This window comes from Sphingobium sp. GW821-FHT02B05, from assembly GCF_059421905.1.
Window position 1 is genome coordinate 229,874 of record NZ_JBWKVW010000003.1, and the last position, 20,400, is coordinate 250,273.

Sequence of the window (20,400 nt, forward strand, 5' to 3'; positions counted from 1 at the left end):
AGGCGTTTGGCCCCTGCTTGTCGAGCAACGACGGGCGGGGCCGACGCACTCTTCCGCGAAGAATGATGCAGCCACGATGCGGCCATGATTGGCTGCTTTTCTTCCACATGATGAAGCGCTTTCTTCCTCTCGTCGCTCTGTTTGCCGCATGGCCGCTGGCTGCACAGGAAGCGGACGGAGATGCTTTGATGGCGGCCTATCGGGAAAAGACGCAAGCGGTCCGCCCTTGCAACCGCAGCGGCGATGCGATCGTGGTGTGCGGCACGCGGGCGGAGCGCAATGCGAAGGAGCGCCTGCCGCTGCCGCGCGCGCAAGAGGCTGGGTCGGTACAAGTCCGTGGCGAGGCACCGCGCGCCTCCGCAACCGCGCCCAGGCAAGGGAGTTGCGGTGTCGTGGGCGGGCAGGGGACTGGATGTACCGGTGGCTTGCCTGTGTTCCAGGCGGTGGGTGCGCTGGTGAAGGTCGTGACCGCTATCGTCGATCCCGACGCTGACCTATCACCACCACCGCCCGATCGCCTCAAGGGCGCCGGGCAGCATTAGGCCAGGTCAGTCCAGAATGTGCATGACCATCGGCGTGTCGAGCAGGCTGTCCGATCCGGCCAGCCGTTCCAGCGTCTCGCGCACGCAACGCTCTTCGCCGGCGTGGGTGACGATCGCGACCAGCACACCGTCGGCCTGATTTGCCCCGCGCTGGATCATGCTTTCGATCGACACGCCAGCGTCGCGGGTGGCCGCGGCGATCTCCGCCAACACGCCGGGGCGATCCTGCACCTTGAACCGCAGATAGGCCCGACCGATGCGCTTGCCGGCATCGGCCGTGTTCTGCGGCGTAAGCGCGGCGACCGGCATGGCGAAGGCATCGCCATATTCGTCGCGCGCCACATCGATCAGGTCGGCGACCACCGCCGACGCGGTCGGGCCGTCGCCTGCGCCACGCCCCTGGAAGAAGAGGCGGCCAACGAAATTACCTTCCGCCACCACGGCGTTCAGCGATCCATCGACATGGGCAAGCGGATGGTCGAGCGGCACCAGCATCGGATGGACACGCTGGAACAGGCCTTCAGGTCCATTCTGCGCCATGCCGACCAGACGGATGCGGAAACCAAGCGCGGCGGCCTCTGCGATGTCGGCGGCGATCACGTCGCGGATGCCGGTGATGGCGACCGCGTCGAAATCCAGTTCGGTGCCGAACGCCAGGCTGGCGAGGATGGTCAGCTTGTGCGCGGCGTCCACGCCGTCAATGTCGAAGCTGGGATCGGCCTCGGCATAGCCCAGTTCCTGGGCCTCCTTCAGCACTTCGTCAAAGCCCCGGCCTTCCTTCTCCATGGTGGTCAGGATGTAATTGCAGGTGCCGTTCAATATCCCATACACGCGGCTGATCTCATTGGCGGCGGCCCCTTCGCGCATCCCCTTGATGACCGGGATGCCGCCCGCGACCGCCGCTTCATATTTGAGCGCAATGCCGCCCTGTTCGGCGAGGCGCGCCAGATCAAGGCCGTGATGGGCCAGCATCGCCTTGTTCGCGGTGACGAACGGCTTGCCCAATGTCAGGCACTGACGCGCCAGGGTGAGCGCGGGACCATCGGCACCGCCGATCAGTTCGACCACGACATCGACGTCCTCGCGCATGGCGAGCGTCGTCATGTCGTCCACCCATTCATAGGGGGACAGGTCGACGCCGCGATCCTTGTTCCGATCGCGCGCGGAGATGGCGACGATCTGGATCGGACAGCCGGCGCGGCGCGCGATCAGGTCGCCATTAGTCTCCAGCAGCCGAATCACCCCGCCGCCCACCGTGCCGAGGCCGACAAGCGCGACGCGCAGCGGGGCATGGCGGTGCAGATTGGTCATGGCGCTATGTCTTCCTTCCGGCTGATGAACGTCGCGCTGATAGCCGCCCCAGCGTATCTGTCCAAGAAAAAGCGGGCGGCCGGACGCCCACGCCGGAAGCAGGCGGCGTCAGGAAGGCGTGCGGGTTCGTCCACATTTGCCAAGCGCGCCGATCACGACGGCATAGTCGGCGCGGGCCGCCTCTGCATCCTGCACGGAAAGGCTGCGGACCGACCGGGCCGGCAGGGTCGCCGGCAGGCTGCAAGCCATTCGATACCAGAGCAGGCTGCCCGGTTCCGGCGGGCGAGCCGCTTCGTCCATGATCTCGCCCAGTGCCACCGCCCAATGCGGTGCCTGTCCTGGACGGCGAAGGATCGAGAGCGATACAGGATCGCCATTTTCAGTCCGCAGGAAAATCTGTGTCTCGCCTTCGCCTGCAATCGTGCCGGCAACGTGGAAGGCATCGCCCAGCCCGATGATGCGCGGCGGCGCATTGGGCGCGACCAAGGCGGACAATATGCCTTTGACCCGTTCTACTTCAGCACCCGACGCCGGAATCTGCGCGTCGGGTGCGATCAGTTGAATCTCGCCAGGGCGACCGCCCGACCGGGCAAAGAGGATCATCTGCGCCTTCTTGAGTTTCGCCACCTTCCCCCGCGCGTCGGTCGGGGCATCGTAGAGGTAGGTTACAAGGGGGCTGATTCCCGCTTCACCGCGAATCAGCCCCGTTACATCGGCCTCGATGAACAGCCTCTTGTGCCCCGCCGGGACAGGTCCGGCCTGTTCCGGCTTCAAAGGGATGATGTTGCGAATGCGCACATTGGCCACTAGAGGGGCATTGTCCGCCAGGTCGACAATGTCGGCATAGGACAGGGCGAACATACCCGCCGATGGTTGCGTTACCAATTGCTGATCTTGGGCAAAGGCCGGGAAAACCGCGGGAGATGCGGCGGAAATGAGGCAGGCCAAACCCAATCTGGTCAGGCGGGTGGCGGATTTCTTCGTCATCTTCGTCCTATGTTTTTGGCCAGTGGCAAGGATGTCACAGGCAAGTCATTCCGATATGAAATGGTAACCGCAAATGAACAAAACGATAAAGCGTTTGCGTGCTACGATGCGCCGCGATAGGAGTTTGCGCGGTAGCAAATGAACGGACAGGGGCCAAAGGCGATTGGGATAGCCCGGTCGGCTTGGGTCGTTTTTGGCTGATTTTGTGTAAACCACTGGTAAGATGAGTTAAGGAGTGTCGTTGCCGAATGGCCTATGCTGACCACTCGCAAGGATCGAGTCGGACTGTCTCGATCGTCATCGTCGCCCTGATTCACGCTGTTCTTGGCTATGCCTTCGTCACCGGTCTTGGCATGAAATATGTCAAAAAGGCGGCAGAACAGCTGAACGTGATCGACGTGAAGGAGGAACCGCCACCACCGGACGAGGAGCCGCCACCGCCGCCGCCAGACCAGCCGGTCGAGCCGCCGCCGGTTGTTGCGCCTCCGCCGATTGTGCAGACTCCGGCGCCTGCGCCACCGATTCAGACCGTTCGGACGCCCCCTCCGGTGTTCAATCCGGTCCCGGTTGCTGCACCGCCACCACCCCCGGCCGCACCGCCGCCACCGCCTCAGGCTGCTTCGCGCGCTTCGCCGCGTAGCTCGCCGGGCAGCTGGCTCAGCGATGCCGACTATCCGAGCCGCGCGCAGCGCGAAGAACGTTCGGGTACGGCCGGGTTCCGTCTGGAAATCGGCGCAGATGGTCGTGTGACCAACTGCACCATCACGCAGTCGACCGGCCATGCCGACCTCGACGAAGCAACCTGCCGTCTGCTGCCGAGGCGTGCGCGCTTCAAGCCGGCCAAGGGTTCTGATGGCGCGGACATGCCCGACACCTACAACGGGCGTATCACCTGGCGTCTGCCGGAATAATCCTGATCGGGAAGGCGTGCGCGCGGCGCCGCCTTGCCCTAGCTTGATCTCATTGAGAGGGAAGTCTTGAACATGTTGATGTATCTCGCAGCTGCGGCTCCCAAGCCGGAAAACCCCTATGGTCTGATGGAAGCTCTGGAACAGGGCGGTACCATCGCCTGGACCGTGTTCCTCATCCTGTGCGCCATGTCGGTCGGTACTTTCTACATTCTGTTCACCAAGCTGATCGAACAGCAGAAGGTGATCAACCAGGGCAAGAAGATCCGTGCGACCTTCTGGCGCGCCGCTTCGCTGAAGGAAGCGTCGGCCAAGCTCGAAAAGAACTCGGCCTACAAGCAGATCGTCGATGACGGCATCAAGGCTCAGGACGAGCATGGCAAGCTGAAGGATCCGGTCGAAGCCCATGACTGGCTGCACGGCTCGCTGGCTCGCTCGGAAGCTGCGATCAACTCGTCGCTGAACGGTGGCCTGGCCTTCCTTGCAACCGTCGGTTCGACCTCGCCGTTCATCGGTCTGTTCGGTACCGTTATCGGTATCTACCGCGCCCTGATCAAGATCGGCGCTGCCGGTCAGGCCTCGATCGACGCCGTTGCCGGCCCGGTCGGTGAAGCTCTGATCATGACCGCGCTGGGTCTGGCCGTGGCCGTTCCGGCCGTGCTTGCCTACAACTTCCTGCAGCGTCGCAACAAGTCGATCGCCGAACAGCTGAACGGTTTCACCGTCGACCTGCTCGCCTATCTGGTTTCGGACGGCGCCGTGAAGCCTTCGGTTACTGCCGCTCCGGCCGTTGCTGCCAAGCCGGCTGCTGCTCCGACCAAGGCCTGATTGCCTTAATACTCCGGATCGGGGACCGGGTGGCGGCTGCGACCGCCCGGCTCCTCCCCGGACGTGGGCCTCGGTTGACGAGGCACCATCGACACCAAGGTTAGGATAGTATCAATGGCAATGAGTGTTGGCCCCGGCGGCGGTGACGACAAGCCCTTGTCCGACATCAACACGACGCCGCTCGTCGACGTCATGCTGGTGTTGCTCATCATCTTTCTCATCGCGGTCCCGGTCGTCGTCCAGACGGTCGATCTCCAGCTTCCCAAGGTGGCTTTCGAGCCGACCACGACGAAGCCGGAAAATGTGTCGCTTTCCGTCACGCAGGCCTCTGATGGCAAGTGTGCGGTGTTCTGGGGCCTGGCGCCCGTCACCTCCAGCGAACTGCTGGATCGTGCTGTCGCCAAGCTGGAAGCAGACATCAAGAAGGCGGGCGGCGTTGAGAATTTGACGCCAGAGGATCTGCCCGAAGTGCATATCCGCGGCGACATCAATACCCCCTATCGTTGCATCGGCGGCACCATCTATACGATGCAGCGCGCCGGTTTCCCGAAGGTGGGCTTCATCTCCGAGCCGGAACCCGGCACGTCGACGACCCGCCTCTGACCGGCTGATTAAGGAGATTTCGCTATGGCTATGAGCATGGGCTCCGATGATGGTGAGCCGATGATGGAAATGAACACGACGCCGTTGATCGACGTCATGCTCGTTCTCCTCATCATGTTCATCATCACCATTCCGATCCAGACCCACGCGGTAAAGATCGACCTGCCGCAGAACGCGCCGCCTACGGACAGCGTGATCGACCCGGTCAAGAACAAGGTCGCGATCGATCCGGCTGGTATCATCACCTGGAACGGTTCGCCGATCGACCTGCTGACCCTGCGTCAGTATCTGCAGCAGTCGCTGCGCCTGCCGGTCGAGCCGGAACTTCAGTTCCAGCCGAACGCTGCCACCCGTTACGTCACGGTTGACGAAGTGCTGGCGGAGATCAAGCGTGCGGGCGTGACGAAGCTGGGCTTTGTCGGCAACGAACAATATAGCAGTTTCTGATCGCTGACAGCCGGCAGCGCTTTTCCCGCGCAAGACTTCCCGGTTTTCGGGATGGCGGGCCGGATCAGGCATCGGACGATTGCAAATATTCAGGGGTCGCCTTCGGGCGGCCCCTTTTTTATGTCGCGCACCATGCGGGAAAAGCGATAAGCGGCAGCGCTATAGCCGCAAATTAACCCTTTGCTTACTCCGTTCGCGGACAATGTCGCGACGACAGAGCGGTGTTGATATGGGCGCGGAACGACAGACAGACTATGACCGGAAAGGACGCGCGGCAGAGCGTCGCCACGTTCAGATCGGGGTGAAGGTGCGGCGGCCAGGAGAGACCTGGTTCACCAGCCGCATTACGGATGTGTCCATTACCGGCTTTCGCCTGCAAAGCTTCATGAAGTTGACGATCGGCAGTGACCTGTGGATCATGCTGCCCGGCTTCGAAGGTCGGCGCGCCCGCGTGTTATGGACCCGCGGTCCGGAGTCAGGCTGCGCCTTCGAGCGTCCGCTGCATCCTGCAATCCTCGATCATATTGTCGGCCTGAACCTGACTGCCGCTGCACGTTAGAACCTGCCCCCGGCAGATGGATCGTGTGCCCAGGCACGGCCATGCAACAAGCCGACGGGGTGGAGCAGCCTAGCCGGTGCCGCCCGATCGCCCCCTGCTTGAACCTTTTCGACATCGGCCGAGACGATGGGCAGTCTGCGAAATAGGGTGCTGGAACGATACTCGGATGATCATCCGCCCGATGCGATCGAAGGACGCTTCAAAAAAGGCGCAACGCGGCGCCGTCAGGTTGAGGCCATGTCCTGAAACTGAAGGCTGGCGAGGCGGGCATAGAGGCCGTCCTGTGCCACCAATGTGGCATGGTCGCCCTGCTCGACGATGCGACCTTCATCCATCACCAATATGCGATCGGCGGCGCGGACCGTGGCGAGACGATGTGCGATGACAATGGTCGTGCGCCCCTGCATCAACCTGCCCAACGCATCCTGGACCAGCCTTTCCGACTCCGCATCGAGAGCCGACGTGGCTTCATCCAGCAACAGGATCGGTGCATCGCGCAGCAGCGCGCGGGCGATCGACAGGCGCTGGCGCTGACCACCCGACAAACGCGCACCGCTTTCCCCCATCTGACTGTCCAGCCCCTGGGGCAGGGCGCGCAAAAAGGCTTCGGCATTGGCGGCGCGGGCGGCATCCCAAATCTGGTCGTCCGTCGCGTCCCACCGGCCATAGCGCAGATTATCGCGGGCGGATGCCGCAAAGATCACACTGTCCTGCGGCACCATCGCCATCATCGCACGCAAAGCCGCCGGATCGGCATCGGGCAGGGAAACCCCGTTCAGCCGCACCGTGCCGGACGATGGATCGTAGAAGCGCAGCGCCAACTGGATCAGCGTCGATTTGCCGGCGCCCGACGGACCGACCACCGCTACCGTTTCCCCCGGCGATACGGCGAAGGAGACACCGTGAAGCGCAGCCTGATCGGGGCGGGTGGGATAATGGAAATGGACATCCTCGAAACTCAGCCGCGCGCCCTGACCAAGTGCGAGCAGGGTAGCGGGCTGGGCCGGTGGCACGATATCCGGCTGCGCGGTCATCAGTTCGTGCAAGCGGCTGGCCGCACCGGCGCCGCGCAACAGGTCGCCCCAGCTTTCGGACAATGATCCGAACGCCCCAGCGACCAGACCGCCTGTCAGAACGAAGGCGGCGATGCTACCGCCCGACAAACGGCCAGCAGCGACGTCGAGCGCGCCCTGCCACATCACGGCGGTGATCGACCCGAACACCAGTCCGATCACCACGGCCGTCATCAACGCCCGCAGCGCGATGCGCTTGCGCGCGGTGCCAAAGCCGCTTTCCACCGTGGCGTCGAACCGATCGGCTTCGCGCTTTTCCTGACCGAAAGCCTGGACGATCTTCATCGCACCCAGCACTTCGCTGGTCACGCTGCCGATGTCGGCCAGCCTGTCCTGGCTGGCGCGGGACAGGCCACGCACCCGGCGTCCAAGCCCGATCAGCACCAGCAGGATCACCGGGATGCCAAGCAACAGCAAGGCGGCCAGCTTGGGCGCCAGAGCGAAGAGGTAAACCAGGCCACCTATGCCGGTAACGAGGTTGCGCAGCGCGACCGAAACGGTTGAGCCAACCACCTGTTCGACGATGGCGGTGTCCGCGGTCATGCGCGATGCGATTTCCGAGGGGCGATTTTCTTCGAAAAAGCGCGGCGCCTGCCGCAGCAGGTTGGCCTGGGTGGCGCTGCGGATGTCGGCGATGACCCGTTCGCCCAGCCAGGACACGAAGTAGAAGCGCAAGGCAGTCGCAATCGCCAGCACGACCACGATCAGCAGCAGATATTCGAACCAGCGACTGATGTCGCCGCCGCCCATGAACCCGCGATCGATGACGAGACGGAAGCCGCTGGGAATGCCGAGCGTCGCGGCGGAGGACACGATCAACGCCAGCAGCGCCCCGGCGATGCGGCCGGGATAGCGGCGGGCGAACCGCCACAGCATCGCCAGGCTGCCGAGGGCGGGTCGCGCGTCGGCGCGGGCGATGGTTTGCGGCGCATCCTGCATGGATGCCGCGCTTAAAGGGATTTCGCGGGATAGGAAATATCCGACCGCCGGGAAATCGCTTCAGGCACGGAAAATAGCATGGCCGGGCGCAGACGGATTACGACCCGTACCGGTCGGTTCAGCTATCCCGCGCAATCTCACCGGCCAATTGCATCACGCGGCGGGCGTTGGCCTGCCCCGTCAGCGCATAGGCCATGCTGCCCGCTTCCCAATAGGCAACGGTATCGCCCTGCCGCTGGGCCATCAGGGGCGTCGCTTCCGCCGGCGTTTCGGCGCGGTCGGCGAAGAAGGAGAGTTGTTCCCCCTGCGGCGTCACCATCGACATGGCGATGGCCGGGCTGTCGGCCGTCGGGAAGAGTTGGACGTCGGTGACGCGCCATCCCGTCGGCAGGGTGGGCAGGACGATGCCGGTCGATCGTTCGATCTCCTGCGGGTTGAGGTGCGCGCTTTCGACCTGCGAGGCCATGCCCTGCCGCAACAGCCCGGCGCGGCGAGAGGCGGCGGCCTCGTCCAGGAAGCTGTTTGCCTGCGCGCTCTGCGGAAATTCGCCCAGTTCGCCGCGCGCGATCCAGCCGGTCGCGATCAGGGCGGCGATGGCGGCGGCACGGCCGATATGGCGCCAGGTACGGCCGGCCTCATTATCGTTGGCGACCGGCAGGCTGGTGTCGCGGCGGCGGCCCACCAATGTGCCCTTGGTCCCATCCTTCATCAGGCGGAAGTCGATATGCGGCCAGCGCTTGCGCCAGCGCCGGGCGACCAGCCGCTCGCCGGGGCGTGCGGCATCGTCCAGCAGTACCACGCCATGGGGGGACAGGCGGGCGAACAGGCTGTCGGCCGCACCGCGCACCAGCGGATGGACGCTCCAGGGCGGACCGTCGATGATGATGAGATCAATCCGTTCCGGCAGTGGGCCGAGCGCATACCAGCGGCCGGGCCAGTCTGGGCTCTCATGGGTCAGCGGTGCATGGCGGATATCGACGTCCAGCGCATGATCGGACAGCCATTGGCGCGTCGCATCGACAAAGCCGCCATGCTGGTCGAAACTGTGAAGCCGACCGCCACCATGGATTTGCAACGCGCGCGCGGCGATGAGGGACGATGCGCCGGCGCCCAATTCCACCACATGGGTCGGCCGAAGACGGGCGATTTCGCGCACGATATGGCGCAGGAAGCCGACATCCGCCTTCCAACTGCCCAGATGGGGTAGGGCGTCGTGCGCCAGTCCCAGTTCGTCGAGCAAGGCGCGCTTGTCCGCCGGCCGGCCTCCGGACAGGCTGGCAAGCAACCAAGGCCAGCCGATTGCGCCGAAGGTGAGGCGCCAGGCCATGTCGGACAGGCGGCGCGGAAGAGTGCTGCCATCGGGCAGCGTCTCGCTCAGGGGCAGGAGGCCGGTGAGGTCACGGGATGTCACGGAAAGGGCACTTTCTTCTGCAAAGCCATGGCTATGGCGCCTCTTGTGTTTCACCCATATGACGCTGCCTCACATGGTCAATGACTGACGCACGCAACGCAGGCCACCCGTATAATTTCCGCCACCGCCCGGCCTGGCCAGCGGCGGACCCTTCGTCATTGGCCGTGGGGCCATCCCATGGCGATGTGACGGTTCCCCGATCAATATCCCAATGTCAGGCCGACGGCGTAATATTTGGGACCGACATTGGCCTTGGCCCGCAGCTTGGGAATGACCGGCATGGCCAGCGTCGCATAGGGGCGAATATTGTCGCCACTGAAGCGGACGCCGGCGCCGATCGTGGCGGACAGCGGGATGGTGTAGGCGGCCTCGACCCGGCCATATAGTTTCGTGTCGCCATCGCGCAGATAGACGCCCGCGCCCGGCGTCAGGCTGAAGCCTGCGATGCCCATGGCATAGCCCGCACCCAGTTCCGTTCCCCAATGGCCGTCCGCCCGACCATAATTGGCTTCCGCACCCAGCCCTTCGGCATGGGCGGTGACAGGCAGAGCGGCGGCAAGCGCGGCGGCGGACAGGGTGAGGGCGAAATGCTTCATGCAACAAGCGGCTAGGGCCGCGGACCATGGTCGGCAAGGTGCAGCGGGACGAGGCGAGTCGGTGCTGCGGCGGGATGGTGGCCCCCACCGCCCACGCGACATTTGGACGACGGGCGAAGTTCACACCGTTGCAGGGGTAAAAGGGGGCGAAGCGCTCGCAAGGCTCTCGCGATGCGCCACCTGCGCGCCACCCACGCGCCATCCGCGCGCCATCAGGGCGACAATTGCGCGCCATCGACGCGACAGGTGCGCGCCAAGGATGCGACACGTGCGGGTAGGCAAGGAAGAAAAAGGCCGCTCCATCGGACGGGATGGAGCAGATATTATCCTATTTTGGAAGGGAAGCCTGTGCGTCTCTGCCAGGGAAGCTGACCCCGGATCGAGTCCGGGGCGGCGATCAGGCGGGATGATGCCCCATCAGGCCTTCGGGATAAGGCATGACCGCCTTGCCATCCGGGCCGGCGGTGAAACTGGTCTGGGTGGGGTAGGCGAATTCGATCCCTTCGGCGTTGAACCTCTTCCAGATGGCAAGGCCGATGCGGTGGCGCATCTGGAAGTAATCATGATGGTCGGGGTCGGGCACGTCGAAATTCAGCTGATAGTCCAGGCTGCTGGCACCGAAGGCGACGATGCCGGCATTGACGAAGATCAACCCTTCCGCCTCGACAATGTCGCGCAGCATGGCCGGGATCGCCTCCGCCTTCGCCTCGTCCGTCTGGTAGATGACGCCGATGGCGTAGGTCACGCGGCGCTGGGTCAGGGTCTGGAGACTGGTGATTTCCTTTTGCAGCAGTTGCGAGTTGCCGATCACCTTCTTCTCGCCGCTCATCGCGCGCAGGCGGGTGCTTTTGAGGCCGATCCGTTCGACGCGCGCGGTCGTTTGGTCGAACTGGATGATCTCGCCCCGGCGGAACGGCTTGTCGAAGATGATCGAAAGCGCGGCGAACAGGTCGGAAAAGATGCCCTGCGCCGCAAGGCCGATGGCAATGCCGCCGATGCCCAGGCCCGCGACGAGGCCCGTGACGTTGACGCCCAGATTGTCCAGCACGACGATAGCGGCGATGGCGAACAGGGCGACGCTCACCAGGATGCGGATAAGGCCCATGGCGTTGGCCAGAGTCTCTCCCCCGCCATCCTCCGCCAGCGTCTTGCGCTCGATCAGGCCCAGGATGATTTCCCGCGCCCAGAGTGCTGCCTGCAACACGGCCGCGATGGTGAAGAGGAAGGTGACGGTCTTCGCCAGCGACGGCGGGGCATCGGCATAGCCCACGACCAGCTTGGCCGCGACCAGCACCATGAAATAATGGGTGGTGCGCGCCGCCGCGCGGCCCAGCACATTGGTATAGCCCAGCGGGTCGCCGATGCCGCCCTCGTGCCGCTTGCCCAGTTCGCGCAACGCCGCCAGCGCGAGATAGATGAGGGTGGCGGCGCCGACCGCGATCGCGATCTGGACATAATGGAGCTGGAACCACGCGATGGTGCTTTGCCCCATCTCCCGCAAATTAGGCGCGTGGACGCTAAGGTTGGGAAGGGACGTTTCTGTCTTGTCGGCCATGCCTATCCTGTCTGGTCGAAAAAATGGGGTTCAGGCGGCCGCTGCAAGCGGTGTGCAAGCCGCGATTTCGTCGAGAAAGGCGATCAGGCCGCGTTCCTCGCGCGAAAGATAGCGGGTCCGACGGGGCAAGCGAAGGCCCGTGCGCCAATCATCCTGCCCTTCGCGGCAGAGCGCGATCAGGGCGGGGTGGATGTAGCTTTTCCGGCTGATCGCGGGCGTATTGCCCAGCGCTTGCGCCACCGGCTCCAGCATCTGCTTCAAGGAAACATGACCGGCGGCCAGCGTCGCAAACGCGATGGTGGAGGCGCCCCAGGTGCGGAAATGCTTGGCGGTGAACGGCGCGCCCATGGCGTCGGCGATATAGGCATTGACGTCGCTGGAACTGATCGGGCGGGCTTCCCCGTCCTCGTCCAGATATTGGAAGAGATTCTGGCCCGGCAGATCCTGTACCTGCCGCACGAAGCGCAGGAGGCGCGTGTCGGTGACGGTCAATTGCTGTTGCTTGCCCGATTTGGCGCGGTAGCGCAGCGTCAGCGTCTTGCCGGTCAGGTCGACATGCCGGCGGCGCAGCGTCGTTGCGCCGAAACTCTTGTTGGTGGTGGCATAATGTTCGTTACCCACCCGCAGCTTGGCGAGGTCCAGCAGGCGGACCACCGCGGCCAGGGTGCGATCCTTGCGCAGGCCGCGTTTTGACAGGTCGGCCTCCAGCCGTTCGCGCAACTTGGGCAAGGCGCGGCCGAAATCCGGACAGCCGGCATATTTCTCCGCCTCTCGCGCCGCGCGGAAATCGGGGTGATAGCGATATTGTTTGCGGCCCCGGTCGTCATAGCCGATTGCCTGGATATGGCCGTAGGGCGACGCGCAGAACCAGCAGTCGCGATAGGCGGGCGGCAGGGCGATGCGGTTCAGCCGGTCGATTTCATCGCGGTCGGTGATGCGGGCGCCATCGTCGCGATAATAGGCCCAGCCACGCTTCAGCGCGCGGCGAGTGATGCCGGGACCGCTGTCGTCGCTATGTGTAAGATCTGGCATTTGTAGCAGAAAACCCGCCGTTCGTCGCTTCGTTCCGCAACCTGTGGCGGGGCGAACGGTTGAATGGCTTTCCCGCATCAAGGAGAGATACATGCCCGCCATCGAGGAAAGCCGCATCCTGATCGTCGCGACCGACGGGTTCGAACAGTCCGAACTGTTCGACCCGCGCCAGGCGTTGATCGACGCCGGGGCGGAGGTCGTGCTGGCCGCGCCCGACACCCAGCCCATCCAGGGCATGAAGCATGACGAGAAGGGCGACAGCATCACGCCGGAAATCACGCTGGAGGCCGTGAAGATAGAGGAATATGACGGGCTGATCCTGCCCGGTGGCGTCGCCAACCCCGACACGCTGCGCACCGATGAGAAAGCAGTGGCGATCGTGCGGGCCTTCGTCGAATCGGGCAAGCCGGTGGCGGCGATATGCCATGGGCCCTGGCTGCTGGTGGAGGCGGATGTCGTGCGCGGCAAGACCGTGACCGGCTGGCCATCGGTGCGCACCGACCTGACCAATGCCGGCGCGCAGGTGGTGGATCGGGAAGTCGTGGTGGACGGGAATATCATCACCAGCCGCAAGCCGGACGATATCCCCGCTTTTGTCGAAGCCTTTAAGGCTGCGGTGATCGCAGAGCAGCCGGTCGCAGCCTGACGGGTACGGTGCTGGGCCGCCAGGGCATGACCGGGCGGCGCAGCACCGACAGATGGGCCAGCGTCCAGGCCGCGCAGACGGCAAAGGTCGGCGCGGCAAAGGCGAGGGCGCCGGGGAAGAGCAGGGGCGCGGCGATCGCGGCCATGCCGCCGCCCAGCGCCAGCGCCAGCGCACGCGGCTCGCCATCGGGGCCGCGCAGCCAGACCATGCAGGCGGTCACGCCCGTCAGGAACGCGAGGATCAGGTGTAGCACAGGCTGGCCCGTCGCCCCGGTCGCCGCGATCAGCAGCCCCAGCGCGCCGGCCGCATGGGGCAGGCTGCGTCGGCCCATCATCCGCGTCGCGAGCGGATAGGCGAGCAGTTCGCACACCAGGACGGCGGTCAGGATGGCGCCCGCAAATCCCGGATCGCCGGCGATCAGCGCGACCACGGCCGCCGCACCCCAGCGCAGCAACCGCGATGGCGCCATGATGATATGGCTGATCCATTCCTTCGCGCCGGGGCGCAGGGTAAAGCGGCGATCGGCCAGACGCAGCTGAAAGCCGCCGACCAGCATCAGCGCGTCGATGCCCCAGGGCAGGAGGCCCGGCGCCACGAGCGGGCAGGCCAGCGCCAGCCCCAGCAGCAGGCCGTGCGCCACGCCCAGAACGCGCAGTTCACCGGTCATGCCGGAACGCCATGCCGCGCGGCAAAGGCGGCGTCGAGATCGCGCCTGGCCGCATCCTTGCGCAGCCGGGTCAGATAGGTGTCCAGCCCGATCTGAAGCGCGAGCATCATGAAGATGAAGGGTTGGTAGGCGATACCCACGAAAAGCGATCCGATCATATAGACGACATGGCCCTGTTGCAGGGCTGAGGCGAAGGGGGATATCCACGCTTCATCCGGATATGTGTCCGGGTCGTTGGCGCGCCTGCGATAGAGGCGCCGGATCGCCTCCGTCCGGATGAAGCAGATGCCGTGGATCAGCGCCCAGATGAAGAAACCGAAATAGCCCTGTTCGCCCAGCATCTCGAAATAGGCGCTGTGATAGGCGCGGCCGCGATCGGTGACGGTACGCCGCTCGATTCGCGCGCCGCCGCTGTCGACGATGGTGCTCTGGGCGTAATAGGTGAAGCTGTTCTGGAGATAATTGTCGAAGCCGCCGCCGCCCGGATGGGTCTTCACATAGTCGAGCGTCCACATCCACACCGCGACGCGGGTGGAGGCGCTTTCGTCCCCCTGGTGATTTTCGATCGTCTCCATCCGCTGGGTGAAACTGGCGGGGAGGAAGGGGATGGCGGCCAGCCCGGCCAAGGCGAGCAGCGGGCCGTAGAGGAATTTTTTCTTCGAGCGTATCAGCATCATGCCGAAGAGGAGGACGAGGCAGACGAGGCCGGTGCGCGCCTCCGTGCCGATCGGCATCAGCATGCAGGCAAGGCAGAGCGCATAGCAGAAGGTCTTCACGCGCCAGTCGGGCGGGAATATGGTGCCATGGTTGGAAAGCCAGAGGATGAGCGGCATCAGCGCGATGGCGACGCAACTGATGATGCTGCCTTCATACAGGCCGCTGTTGTTTTCGACCATCAGGTTCAGCACGCCATAGCCGCCGCCTGACAGCGCGGTCTTCATGCCGCCATTGATGATGATGGTACTGGCGCAGAGAATCATGAAGAGGGTCAGCGCCTCGATCCGCAGGCGCGTGCGCAGGACCAGCGGCAGGAAGATGCCGGCGATGATCGCTTTCCACACCCAGTTCCATTTGGTCAGCGCCTCGACCGGGAAATCTGCGGTCAATGTGGTGTAGCCGCACCAGGCGACCAATATGAGCATCAGCCCCTGCCGTGCGGAGAATCGGCAATCCTTCTTGTCGTCCATCACCAGCCAGGCGCCGACCATCGCGGCAAAGGCCATGGCGGAAATGGGAATGGTGTTGAGCAGGAAATAGGACAGGCGCTGGGGCGAGACGATGTCGATATAGGCATAGACCGCGACCAGCAGGAACGGCCGCTTCAGCCCCATGAGGCCGAACAGGCCCAGGTAAGCGATGAAGAAGAGGTCACGCATCGGCGCGCGGCTCCGACGCAGAAGGCCGCGTAGGCGGCGGGTCGCGATCCAGATCGGCGCGCGGCAACAGGCGCCAGGCGGCGAGCAGGATCACGCCATGGCTGATCAGCAGGGATAGGGCGTCTATCATCGCTTCTGAGTGATTCCGTTCGGCACGGTCCCTCCACTAACCAGACAGAGTTGACGGGCCGTTAAACCTTTTTCGCCAAACAGATCGGGCTATGACTCGTATTCTCCACGTCCTGGACCACAGTCTGCCGTTGCACAGCGGCTATACTTTCCGCACCCGTGCCATCTTGCGCGCGCAGATGGCGCGTGGGTGGGACGTGCGCGGCATTACCGGGCATCGCCATGTCGCCGGCGGGCCATCGCAAGAGGTGGTGGACGGGCTGACCTTTCATCGCACCCCCGGCATCGCGGCCAGCGGCAATCCGCTCATTCGCGAATGGCGCGATATCGCCGCCCATGCCGAGGCTATCGACGCGCTGGTGCGGCAATGGCGGCCGGATGTGATCCATGCCCATTCGCCGGTGCTGAACGCGATCGCGGCGCAGCGCGTGGCGAAACGCCATGGCCTGCCGATGATCTACGAAATCCGCGCTTTCTGGGAAGATGCGGCGGTCGGCAATGGCACAGGGGTGGAGGGCAGCCCGCGTTATTGGCTGACGCGCCAGCTGGAAAGCCGGGCGGTGCGTGCGGCCGATGCGGTGGCGGTGATCTGCGAAGGGCTGCGCGGCGACCTGATCGCGCGCGGCGTGGATGCGGGCAAGATCGTCGTGTCGCCCAATGGCGTGGACATGGACCAGTTCGGAGCGCCGGTCGATCGCGATCCTGCGCTGACCGCGAAGCTGGGGCTGGAGGGGGCGGACGTCGTCGGCTTCATCGGCAGCTTCTATGATTATGAAGGGTTGGACGACCTGATCGCCGCCGTGCCGCGACTCGTGCGCGCGCGGCCGAAGGCAAAACTTTTGCTGGTCGGCGGCGGGCCGATGGAACAGGCGCTGCGCGACCAGGCGATGGCGTCGCCCTTCGCCGATCATATCATATTCGTCGGCCGCGTGCCGCACGATCAGGTCGAACATTATTATGCGCAGGTCGATGTGCTGGCCTACCCACGCAAGGCGATGCGGCTGACCGATCTGGTCACGCCCCTCAAACCGTTGGAAGCGATGGCGCAGGGCCGACTGGTGGCGGCGTCGAGCGTGGGCGGTCATCGCGAGCTGATCGAGGATGGCGTCACCGGTACCTTGTTCGCGCCGGACGATCCGGCCGCGATCGCCGCGGCATTGGCGGACCTGTTCGCCGACCGCGCCATCTGGGATGAACGCCGCGCCGTCGCCCGCGCCTTTGTGGAGGCAGAGCGTAACTGGTCGTCAAACATTTTGCGTTATGAACCCGTTTACCAGCGGCTGCTGGCGCGCCCGACGGGCACGCGCGCGGCCGCATGAGCGAAGGTTGAACAAAAGGGTGTCGACAGGCGTAGATCGGGGGCGGGGAACGGCGCTGGCGGCTTTTGCCGGTCTGGCGGTCGCCCTGTTGTTCCTGTGGATGCCGGTCGGCCTGGTCGAGATGCTGGTGGCGTCGAGTGGCCTGAGCGAAGCGGTGCCCGCCGCTGCGCCGCCGCTGGGCTTGAAGGCGCGCGTGATGATAGCGGGTTTCGCCGGATTGATGGCCGTGGGCGTCGTTGGCCTGACGCGCCGTGGTCCGGACGTACCGGCCCTTGAAGATGAAACAGGACGTGCCAAGAGCGTCCAGGGAGCAAGAAAAATGGGTTTCGCATTCTCCAAGCTGACTGCACTGGCCCGGGGCCGCGCCGCGTCCGAACCGGATATGCCGGTCCTGCGCCGCGCCGACGCTCACCCCGACGCGCCATCGCGCCCGCCCATCTTTGCCAGCCGGGATTTCGACGGGCTGGATATTTTTCCCAAGACCGAATCGGGCCGCCGATCGCTGGTCGCGAACCGGGAGCCGGAACGCGATACGGTCGTGCCGCTCGGCAATCTGGCGATGCCCAGCGCGCCGACGCCGATCGCGCAGGAGGATCTGCCCCAGCCCGCCTTCCTGCGCCCTGCCGGCCCGTTTACCGCGCCCACGCTGGTGCAGGAGGAGGATGTGGTGGATGTGCATGAGGATGACATTCACCCTGAGAATGTCGCGTTCGACATGCCCGAACCGCTGTGGACGCCGCCGTCAGCCACGCCCACAGCGTCCGTCAGCACCCCGACCCCCGCGCCGCTCCTTGCGCCGGAACCGGCAGCCGAACCGATCCGTCCGGCGCCGCTGCCGACCCATGGCCTGTCGATCGGCGAGTTGACCGACCGGCTGGAGCGTGGCCTGGCCCAGCGATCGCGCAAGATGAGCGCCCCCGCCGGCACGATCGCCGACATGCCGGTCGCCCCGGCCGTGCCGGTGCGACCGAGCGTGGAACAGGATCAGGATGAAGCGCTGCGCGCCGCGCTGGGTGCGCTGCGCTCCATGACCGGCAGGCGTTAACCGCCTACTGCTCCTCTATGGTGAGGGCGGACAGGTCCAGCCAGATGCCCTCATCATCCACATCGCCGTTGTCAACGGTGATGTCGGCGACGAAATGCCCGGATATATCCCATTGCGCATCGGTCAGAACGGCCATGAGCGTCAGGCTGCGCTTCAGGCAATCCTCACCGCGCACATGCAGGCGGATGAGATGGCGACGCCCTTCGAACAGGGCGCTGGCCCAGGGACGGGTGACAGCCCGGTCGACCGTCGTAGGCTCGCCGGCCAGAACCAGCAATTGCGCCAGCAATGACGGCAACGGGTCGTCTCGCTTTTTTCCTATCGCTTGATTTCGGATGAGTCTCGCACCTGCGAAACGACGATCCACGCTTGTCATTGGCTGATGCTCCTGCGATATGTGTTCATGAAATGTTCTACACGTCTCCGCACCCGATCGCCGGGTTCCCGGCCCAGGCGCAGGTCGAAGACCAGGCGCGGATCGCGCGCGCAATCGCGCCCGAACCGGGTTGGCGTCATGTCTTCATCGCGCAGGAAACGCTCGATCATTTGCAGCAACATGGGCTTTCTTCTCCCCCGTCAGTGCGACTCGCCCGCTGCGAGTCGATAGGCGTATTCCTATCTCAGACGCAATTTCCTACTTGTCTAGGAAAATTCCTATCATTATGGATCATTTATGGATGAATCACATCAGGCCCGGATCGCACTGGAACGGCTGATTGCCGACCGGGGTGAAAATTTCGCCGATCTGTCCCGGCTGATCGGGCGCAACCCCGCCTATATCCAGCAGTTCATCAAACGCGGCACGCCCCGCAAACTGGATGAAGCGGACCGGCGCGTGCTGGCCCGCTATTTCGGGGTGCCCGAAGCGATGCTGGGCGGGGTCGAAGCACCGGTGCCCGCCAACGGGGCCGCGCCGGTGCGCATGCGTGGCATGCCTGCCGTCGTTGCGGTGCCGCGCCTGGCTTTGGGCGCATCGGCCGGGCAGGGGTCGCTGGACGAGGATGAGCAGGCGACAGGCGTGATGGCGTTTGATGCACGCTGGCTGCGCCATCTGGGCGTGCGGCCGCAGCGCGTGTCGATCATCCGTGTGGATGGCGAATCGATGGCGCCGACGCTGAATGACGGCGACGACATCATGGTGGATCATGACGATGATGCCGGCCGGTTGCGCGACGGGGTCTATGTATTGCGGCTGGACGGGGTATTGATGGTCAAGCGCATCGCGATGGGGCCGCGCCGCGGCTGGTTCAGCGTGGTCAGCGACAATCCCCATTATCCCGACTGGACCGATATCGATCCGGCGCTGGTGGATATTGTCGGACGGGTCGTATGGAGTGGCAGGCGCCTGCACTAGGCGAGGGAGCATCGGCGTCCCATATGGGAAACGGATCGGCGGTTGTGCGCTGATGGACCGGGCAGTCACGGGGAATTGCAGTTGAACGATAATAGCGCGGTGATCCGCAAGGCGATGGAATGGCGCGATGCGCCGATGGCGCTGGCGACGGTGGTATCGACATGGGGATCGGCGCCGCGGCCGCGCGGCAGCCATATGATCGTGCATGCCGATGGCCGGTTCGAAGGCAGCATATCGGGCGGCTGCGTGGAAAGCGCCGTCCTGCAACGCGCGGCCGAGGTGATCGCTGGCCGCGCGGCCCATGTCGAGCGCTATGGCGTGGCCGATGGCGATGCGTGGGAGGTCGGGCTGCCCTGCGGCGGCGAAATTGCGGTATTGGTCCAGCCTGTGGGCGACCATGGCTTTGCGCCCGATCTGTTCGGACAGATCGCCACCGCGAGTGAGGCCGGCCGCGCGCTGACGCTGGCTACCGATCTGGATAGCGGCGTCACCGGCACGAAGGTGAGCGAGGAGCATTTCCTCAATCGCTACGACCCGCCGCGCCGGTTGCTGATCGTGGGGGCGGTGCAGATTGCGCAGAGCCTGGTGCCGCTGGCGCAGGCGATCGGGGTGATGCCGGTGGTGATCGACCCGCGTGGCCGCTTCCTGACGCCGGAGCGCTTTCCCGGCGTCGAACTGGACGATCGCTGGCCCGATGAGGCGGTGGCGGCGCGACATCCCGGCGAATCGACGGCAGTCGTGGTGTTGAGCCATGACATCAAGATCGACGATCCCGCCCTGGTGGCGGCGTTGCGCGCGCCGACCGGCTATGTCGCTGCGCTGGGGTCGCGCCGAAGCCATGCGGCACGGCTGGAACGGTTGGAGGCGATGGGCTTTGCCGCCGACGATCTTGCCCGGATCGACGGCCCGGCCGGCATCGACATCGGCGCCGTCGGCCCGGCGGAGATCGCGCTGTCGATCAGCGCAGGCATGGTCGCGGGCTTCAACGCGCGCGGGTGAAGGCCTGGCCATCACCATGCGTGCCCCCTGCCGCAAGGGACGGGCAGGGGGCACATCCTCTACGCTGTCGGGCA

The 20,400-nt window shown here is 64.9% G+C and carries 23 protein-coding genes; 11 read left to right on the forward strand and 12 right to left on the reverse strand.

Features of this window, described 5'->3' with window-relative positions:
* Positions 1-107 precede the first annotated feature (107 nt).
* A complete protein-coding gene (locus tag AC07UX_RS13330) occupies positions 108-542 on the forward strand; it encodes a hypothetical protein (RefSeq protein ID WP_495192486.1) in 435 nt (144 codons plus the stop codon).
* A 6-nt stretch (positions 543-548) separates the two neighbouring features.
* On the opposite strand, the gene AC07UX_RS13335 is transcribed toward AC07UX_RS13330, so the two are convergent.
* Positions 549-1,853: a homoserine dehydrogenase gene (locus AC07UX_RS13335; protein WP_495192487.1), complete on the reverse strand. Its 1,305-nt coding sequence runs from the start codon at positions 1,851-1,853 to the stop codon at positions 549-551.
* A gap of 108 nt (positions 1,854-1,961) precedes the next feature.
* Positions 1,962-2,840 (reverse strand): hypothetical protein, encoded by an 879-nt coding sequence (locus AC07UX_RS13340; protein WP_495192488.1) that lies wholly within the window; start codon positions 2,838-2,840, stop codon positions 1,962-1,964.
* 248 nt (positions 2,841-3,088) lie between these two features.
* Here AC07UX_RS13340 and AC07UX_RS13345 point away from each other — a divergent pair, with 248 nt between their 5' ends.
* From AC07UX_RS13345 to AC07UX_RS13365, 5 genes are all read left to right on the forward strand, one after another.
* Positions 3,089-3,751 carry an energy transducer TonB gene (locus AC07UX_RS13345; RefSeq protein WP_495192489.1) on the forward strand — a complete coding sequence of 221 codons (663 nt, stop codon included), beginning with the start codon at positions 3,089-3,091 and terminating at the stop codon, positions 3,749-3,751.
* A gap of 72 nt (positions 3,752-3,823) precedes the next feature.
* Entirely contained in the window at positions 3,824-4,576 is a 753-nt protein-coding gene (locus AC07UX_RS13350) for a MotA/TolQ/ExbB proton channel family protein (protein ID WP_495192490.1), read from the forward strand.
* A gap of 114 nt (positions 4,577-4,690) precedes the next feature.
* Positions 4,691-5,179, forward strand: a complete 489-nt coding sequence (locus AC07UX_RS13355) for an ExbD/TolR family protein (protein WP_495192491.1) — start codon at positions 4,691-4,693, stop codon at positions 5,177-5,179.
* A 24-nt stretch (positions 5,180-5,203) separates the two neighbouring features.
* Positions 5,204-5,626: an ExbD/TolR family protein gene (locus tag AC07UX_RS13360; protein WP_495192492.1), complete on the forward strand. Its 423-nt coding sequence runs from the start codon at positions 5,204-5,206 to the stop codon at positions 5,624-5,626.
* Between the two features lie 229 nt (positions 5,627-5,855).
* Entirely contained in the window at positions 5,856-6,185 is a 330-nt protein-coding gene (locus AC07UX_RS13365) for a PilZ domain-containing protein (protein ID WP_495192493.1), read from the forward strand.
* A 224-nt stretch (positions 6,186-6,409) separates the two neighbouring features.
* Here AC07UX_RS13365 and AC07UX_RS13370 read toward each other — a convergent pair whose 3' ends face one another.
* From AC07UX_RS13370 to AC07UX_RS13390, 5 genes are all read right to left on the reverse strand, one after another.
* Positions 6,410-8,197, reverse strand: a complete 1,788-nt coding sequence (locus AC07UX_RS13370) for an ABC transporter transmembrane domain-containing protein (protein ID WP_495192494.1) — start codon at positions 8,195-8,197, stop codon at positions 6,410-6,412.
* A gap of 118 nt (positions 8,198-8,315) precedes the next feature.
* Positions 8,316-9,608 carry a class I SAM-dependent methyltransferase gene (locus AC07UX_RS13375; RefSeq protein WP_495192495.1) on the reverse strand — a complete coding sequence of 431 codons (1,293 nt, stop codon included), beginning with the start codon at positions 9,606-9,608 and terminating at the stop codon, positions 8,316-8,318.
* A gap of 200 nt (positions 9,609-9,808) precedes the next feature.
* Positions 9,809-10,204 carry a hypothetical protein gene (locus AC07UX_RS13380; RefSeq protein WP_495192496.1) on the reverse strand — a complete coding sequence of 132 codons (396 nt, stop codon included), beginning with the start codon at positions 10,202-10,204 and terminating at the stop codon, positions 9,809-9,811.
* Positions 10,205-10,601: 397 nt separating this feature from the next.
* On the reverse strand, positions 10,602-11,759 hold the full coding sequence (locus AC07UX_RS13385; RefSeq protein WP_495192497.1) for a mechanosensitive ion channel family protein: 1,158 nt from the start codon (positions 11,757-11,759) through the stop codon (positions 10,602-10,604).
* Positions 11,760-11,789: 30 nt separating this feature from the next.
* Positions 11,790-12,791, reverse strand: a complete 1,002-nt coding sequence (locus tag AC07UX_RS13390) for a DNA topoisomerase IB (protein ID WP_495192498.1) — start codon at positions 12,789-12,791, stop codon at positions 11,790-11,792.
* A 91-nt stretch (positions 12,792-12,882) separates the two neighbouring features.
* Here AC07UX_RS13390 and AC07UX_RS13395 point away from each other — a divergent pair, with 91 nt between their 5' ends.
* Complete coding sequence (locus tag AC07UX_RS13395) at positions 12,883-13,437, forward strand: type 1 glutamine amidotransferase domain-containing protein (RefSeq protein ID WP_495192499.1); 555 nt, start codon at positions 12,883-12,885, stop codon at positions 13,435-13,437.
* Here AC07UX_RS13395 and AC07UX_RS13400 read toward each other — a convergent pair.
* From AC07UX_RS13400 to AC07UX_RS13410, 3 genes are read right to left on the reverse strand one after another with little or no spacing between them, the layout of a single operon-like run.
* Entirely contained in the window at positions 13,397-14,104 is a 708-nt protein-coding gene (locus AC07UX_RS13400) for a hypothetical protein (protein WP_495192500.1), read from the reverse strand. The two genes, AC07UX_RS13395 and AC07UX_RS13400, sit on opposite strands and share 41 nt — an antisense overlap.
* Positions 14,101-15,480, reverse strand: a complete 1,380-nt coding sequence (locus AC07UX_RS13405; RefSeq protein ID WP_495192501.1) for a DUF5935 domain-containing protein — start codon at positions 15,478-15,480, stop codon at positions 14,101-14,103. The genes AC07UX_RS13400 and AC07UX_RS13405 overlap by 4 nt, the downstream gene beginning before the upstream one ends.
* Positions 15,473-15,610: a hypothetical protein gene (locus tag AC07UX_RS13410; protein WP_495192502.1), complete on the reverse strand. Its 138-nt coding sequence runs from the start codon at positions 15,608-15,610 to the stop codon at positions 15,473-15,475. The genes AC07UX_RS13405 and AC07UX_RS13410 overlap by 8 nt, the downstream gene beginning before the upstream one ends.
* Positions 15,611-15,701: 91 nt before the next feature.
* On the opposite strand from AC07UX_RS13410, the gene AC07UX_RS13415 reads away from it, so the two are divergent.
* Positions 15,702-16,928, forward strand: coding sequence for a TIGR04063 family PEP-CTERM/XrtA system glycosyltransferase (locus AC07UX_RS13415; RefSeq protein WP_495192503.1), 1,227 nt, complete (start codon positions 15,702-15,704; stop codon positions 16,926-16,928).
* Between the two features lie 100 nt (positions 16,929-17,028).
* A complete protein-coding gene (locus AC07UX_RS13420) occupies positions 17,029-17,973 on the forward strand; it encodes a hypothetical protein (RefSeq protein ID WP_495192642.1) in 945 nt (314 codons plus the stop codon).
* Between the two features lie 4 nt (positions 17,974-17,977).
* On the opposite strand, the gene AC07UX_RS13425 is transcribed toward AC07UX_RS13420, so the two are convergent.
* On the reverse strand, positions 17,978-18,271 hold the full coding sequence (locus AC07UX_RS13425) for a hypothetical protein (RefSeq protein ID WP_495192504.1): 294 nt from the start codon (positions 18,269-18,271) through the stop codon (positions 17,978-17,980).
* Between the two features lie 74 nt (positions 18,272-18,345).
* The gene (locus AC07UX_RS13430; RefSeq protein WP_495192505.1) at positions 18,346-18,531 is read right to left on the reverse strand and encodes a hypothetical protein; all 186 of its coding nucleotides are present in this window, start codon (positions 18,529-18,531) and stop codon (positions 18,346-18,348) included.
* Between the two features lie 115 nt (positions 18,532-18,646).
* On the opposite strand from AC07UX_RS13430, the gene AC07UX_RS13435 reads away from it, so the two are divergent.
* Both AC07UX_RS13435 and AC07UX_RS13440 read left to right on the forward strand, forming a co-directional pair.
* On the forward strand, positions 18,647-19,327 hold the full coding sequence (locus tag AC07UX_RS13435; protein ID WP_495192506.1) for a S24 family peptidase: 681 nt from the start codon (positions 18,647-18,649) through the stop codon (positions 19,325-19,327).
* 81 nt (positions 19,328-19,408) lie between these two features.
* Positions 19,409-20,326, forward strand: coding sequence for an XdhC family protein (locus tag AC07UX_RS13440; RefSeq protein WP_495192507.1), 918 nt, complete (start codon positions 19,409-19,411; stop codon positions 20,324-20,326).
* Positions 20,327-20,400 lie beyond the last annotated feature (74 nt).

Coding starts and splice junctions, on each gene's coding strand:
- AC07UX_RS13400 (WP_495192500.1), bottom strand. CDS start 14,104: ATGACCGGTGAACTGCGCGTTCTGGGCGTGGCGCACGGCCTGCTGCTG.
- AC07UX_RS13415 (WP_495192503.1), top strand. CDS start 15,702: ATGACTCGTATTCTCCACGTCCTGGACCACAGTCTGCCGTTGCACAGC.
- AC07UX_RS13435 (WP_495192506.1), top strand. CDS start 18,647: ATGGATGAATCACATCAGGCCCGGATCGCACTGGAACGGCTGATTGCC.
- AC07UX_RS13365 (WP_495192493.1), top strand. CDS start 5,856: ATGGGCGCGGAACGACAGACAGACTATGACCGGAAAGGACGCGCGGCA.
- AC07UX_RS13340 (WP_495192488.1), bottom strand. CDS start 2,840: ATGACGAAGAAATCCGCCACCCGCCTGACCAGATTGGGTTTGGCCTGC.
- AC07UX_RS13345 (WP_495192489.1), top strand. CDS start 3,089: ATGGCCTATGCTGACCACTCGCAAGGATCGAGTCGGACTGTCTCGATC.
- AC07UX_RS13420 (WP_495192642.1), top strand. CDS start 17,029: ATGCCGGTCGGCCTGGTCGAGATGCTGGTGGCGTCGAGTGGCCTGAGC.
- AC07UX_RS13335 (WP_495192487.1), bottom strand. CDS start 1,853: ATGACCAATCTGCACCGCCATGCCCCGCTGCGCGTCGCGCTTGTCGGC.
- AC07UX_RS13385 (WP_495192497.1), bottom strand. CDS start 11,759: ATGGCCGACAAGACAGAAACGTCCCTTCCCAACCTTAGCGTCCACGCG.
- AC07UX_RS13405 (WP_495192501.1), bottom strand. CDS start 15,480: ATGCGTGACCTCTTCTTCATCGCTTACCTGGGCCTGTTCGGCCTCATG.
- AC07UX_RS13355 (WP_495192491.1), top strand. CDS start 4,691: ATGGCAATGAGTGTTGGCCCCGGCGGCGGTGACGACAAGCCCTTGTCC.
- AC07UX_RS13350 (WP_495192490.1), top strand. CDS start 3,824: ATGTTGATGTATCTCGCAGCTGCGGCTCCCAAGCCGGAAAACCCCTAT.
- AC07UX_RS13390 (WP_495192498.1), bottom strand. CDS start 12,791: ATGCCAGATCTTACACATAGCGACGACAGCGGTCCCGGCATCACTCGC.
- AC07UX_RS13395 (WP_495192499.1), top strand. CDS start 12,883: ATGCCCGCCATCGAGGAAAGCCGCATCCTGATCGTCGCGACCGACGGG.
- AC07UX_RS13370 (WP_495192494.1), bottom strand. CDS start 8,197: ATGCAGGATGCGCCGCAAACCATCGCCCGCGCCGACGCGCGACCCGCC.
- AC07UX_RS13330 (WP_495192486.1), top strand. CDS start 108: ATGATGAAGCGCTTTCTTCCTCTCGTCGCTCTGTTTGCCGCATGGCCG.
- AC07UX_RS13430 (WP_495192505.1), bottom strand. CDS start 18,531: ATGTTGCTGCAAATGATCGAGCGTTTCCTGCGCGATGAAGACATGACG.
- AC07UX_RS13360 (WP_495192492.1), top strand. CDS start 5,204: ATGGCTATGAGCATGGGCTCCGATGATGGTGAGCCGATGATGGAAATG.
- AC07UX_RS13410 (WP_495192502.1), bottom strand. CDS start 15,610: ATGATAGACGCCCTATCCCTGCTGATCAGCCATGGCGTGATCCTGCTC.
- AC07UX_RS13380 (WP_495192496.1), bottom strand. CDS start 10,204: ATGAAGCATTTCGCCCTCACCCTGTCCGCCGCCGCGCTTGCCGCCGCT.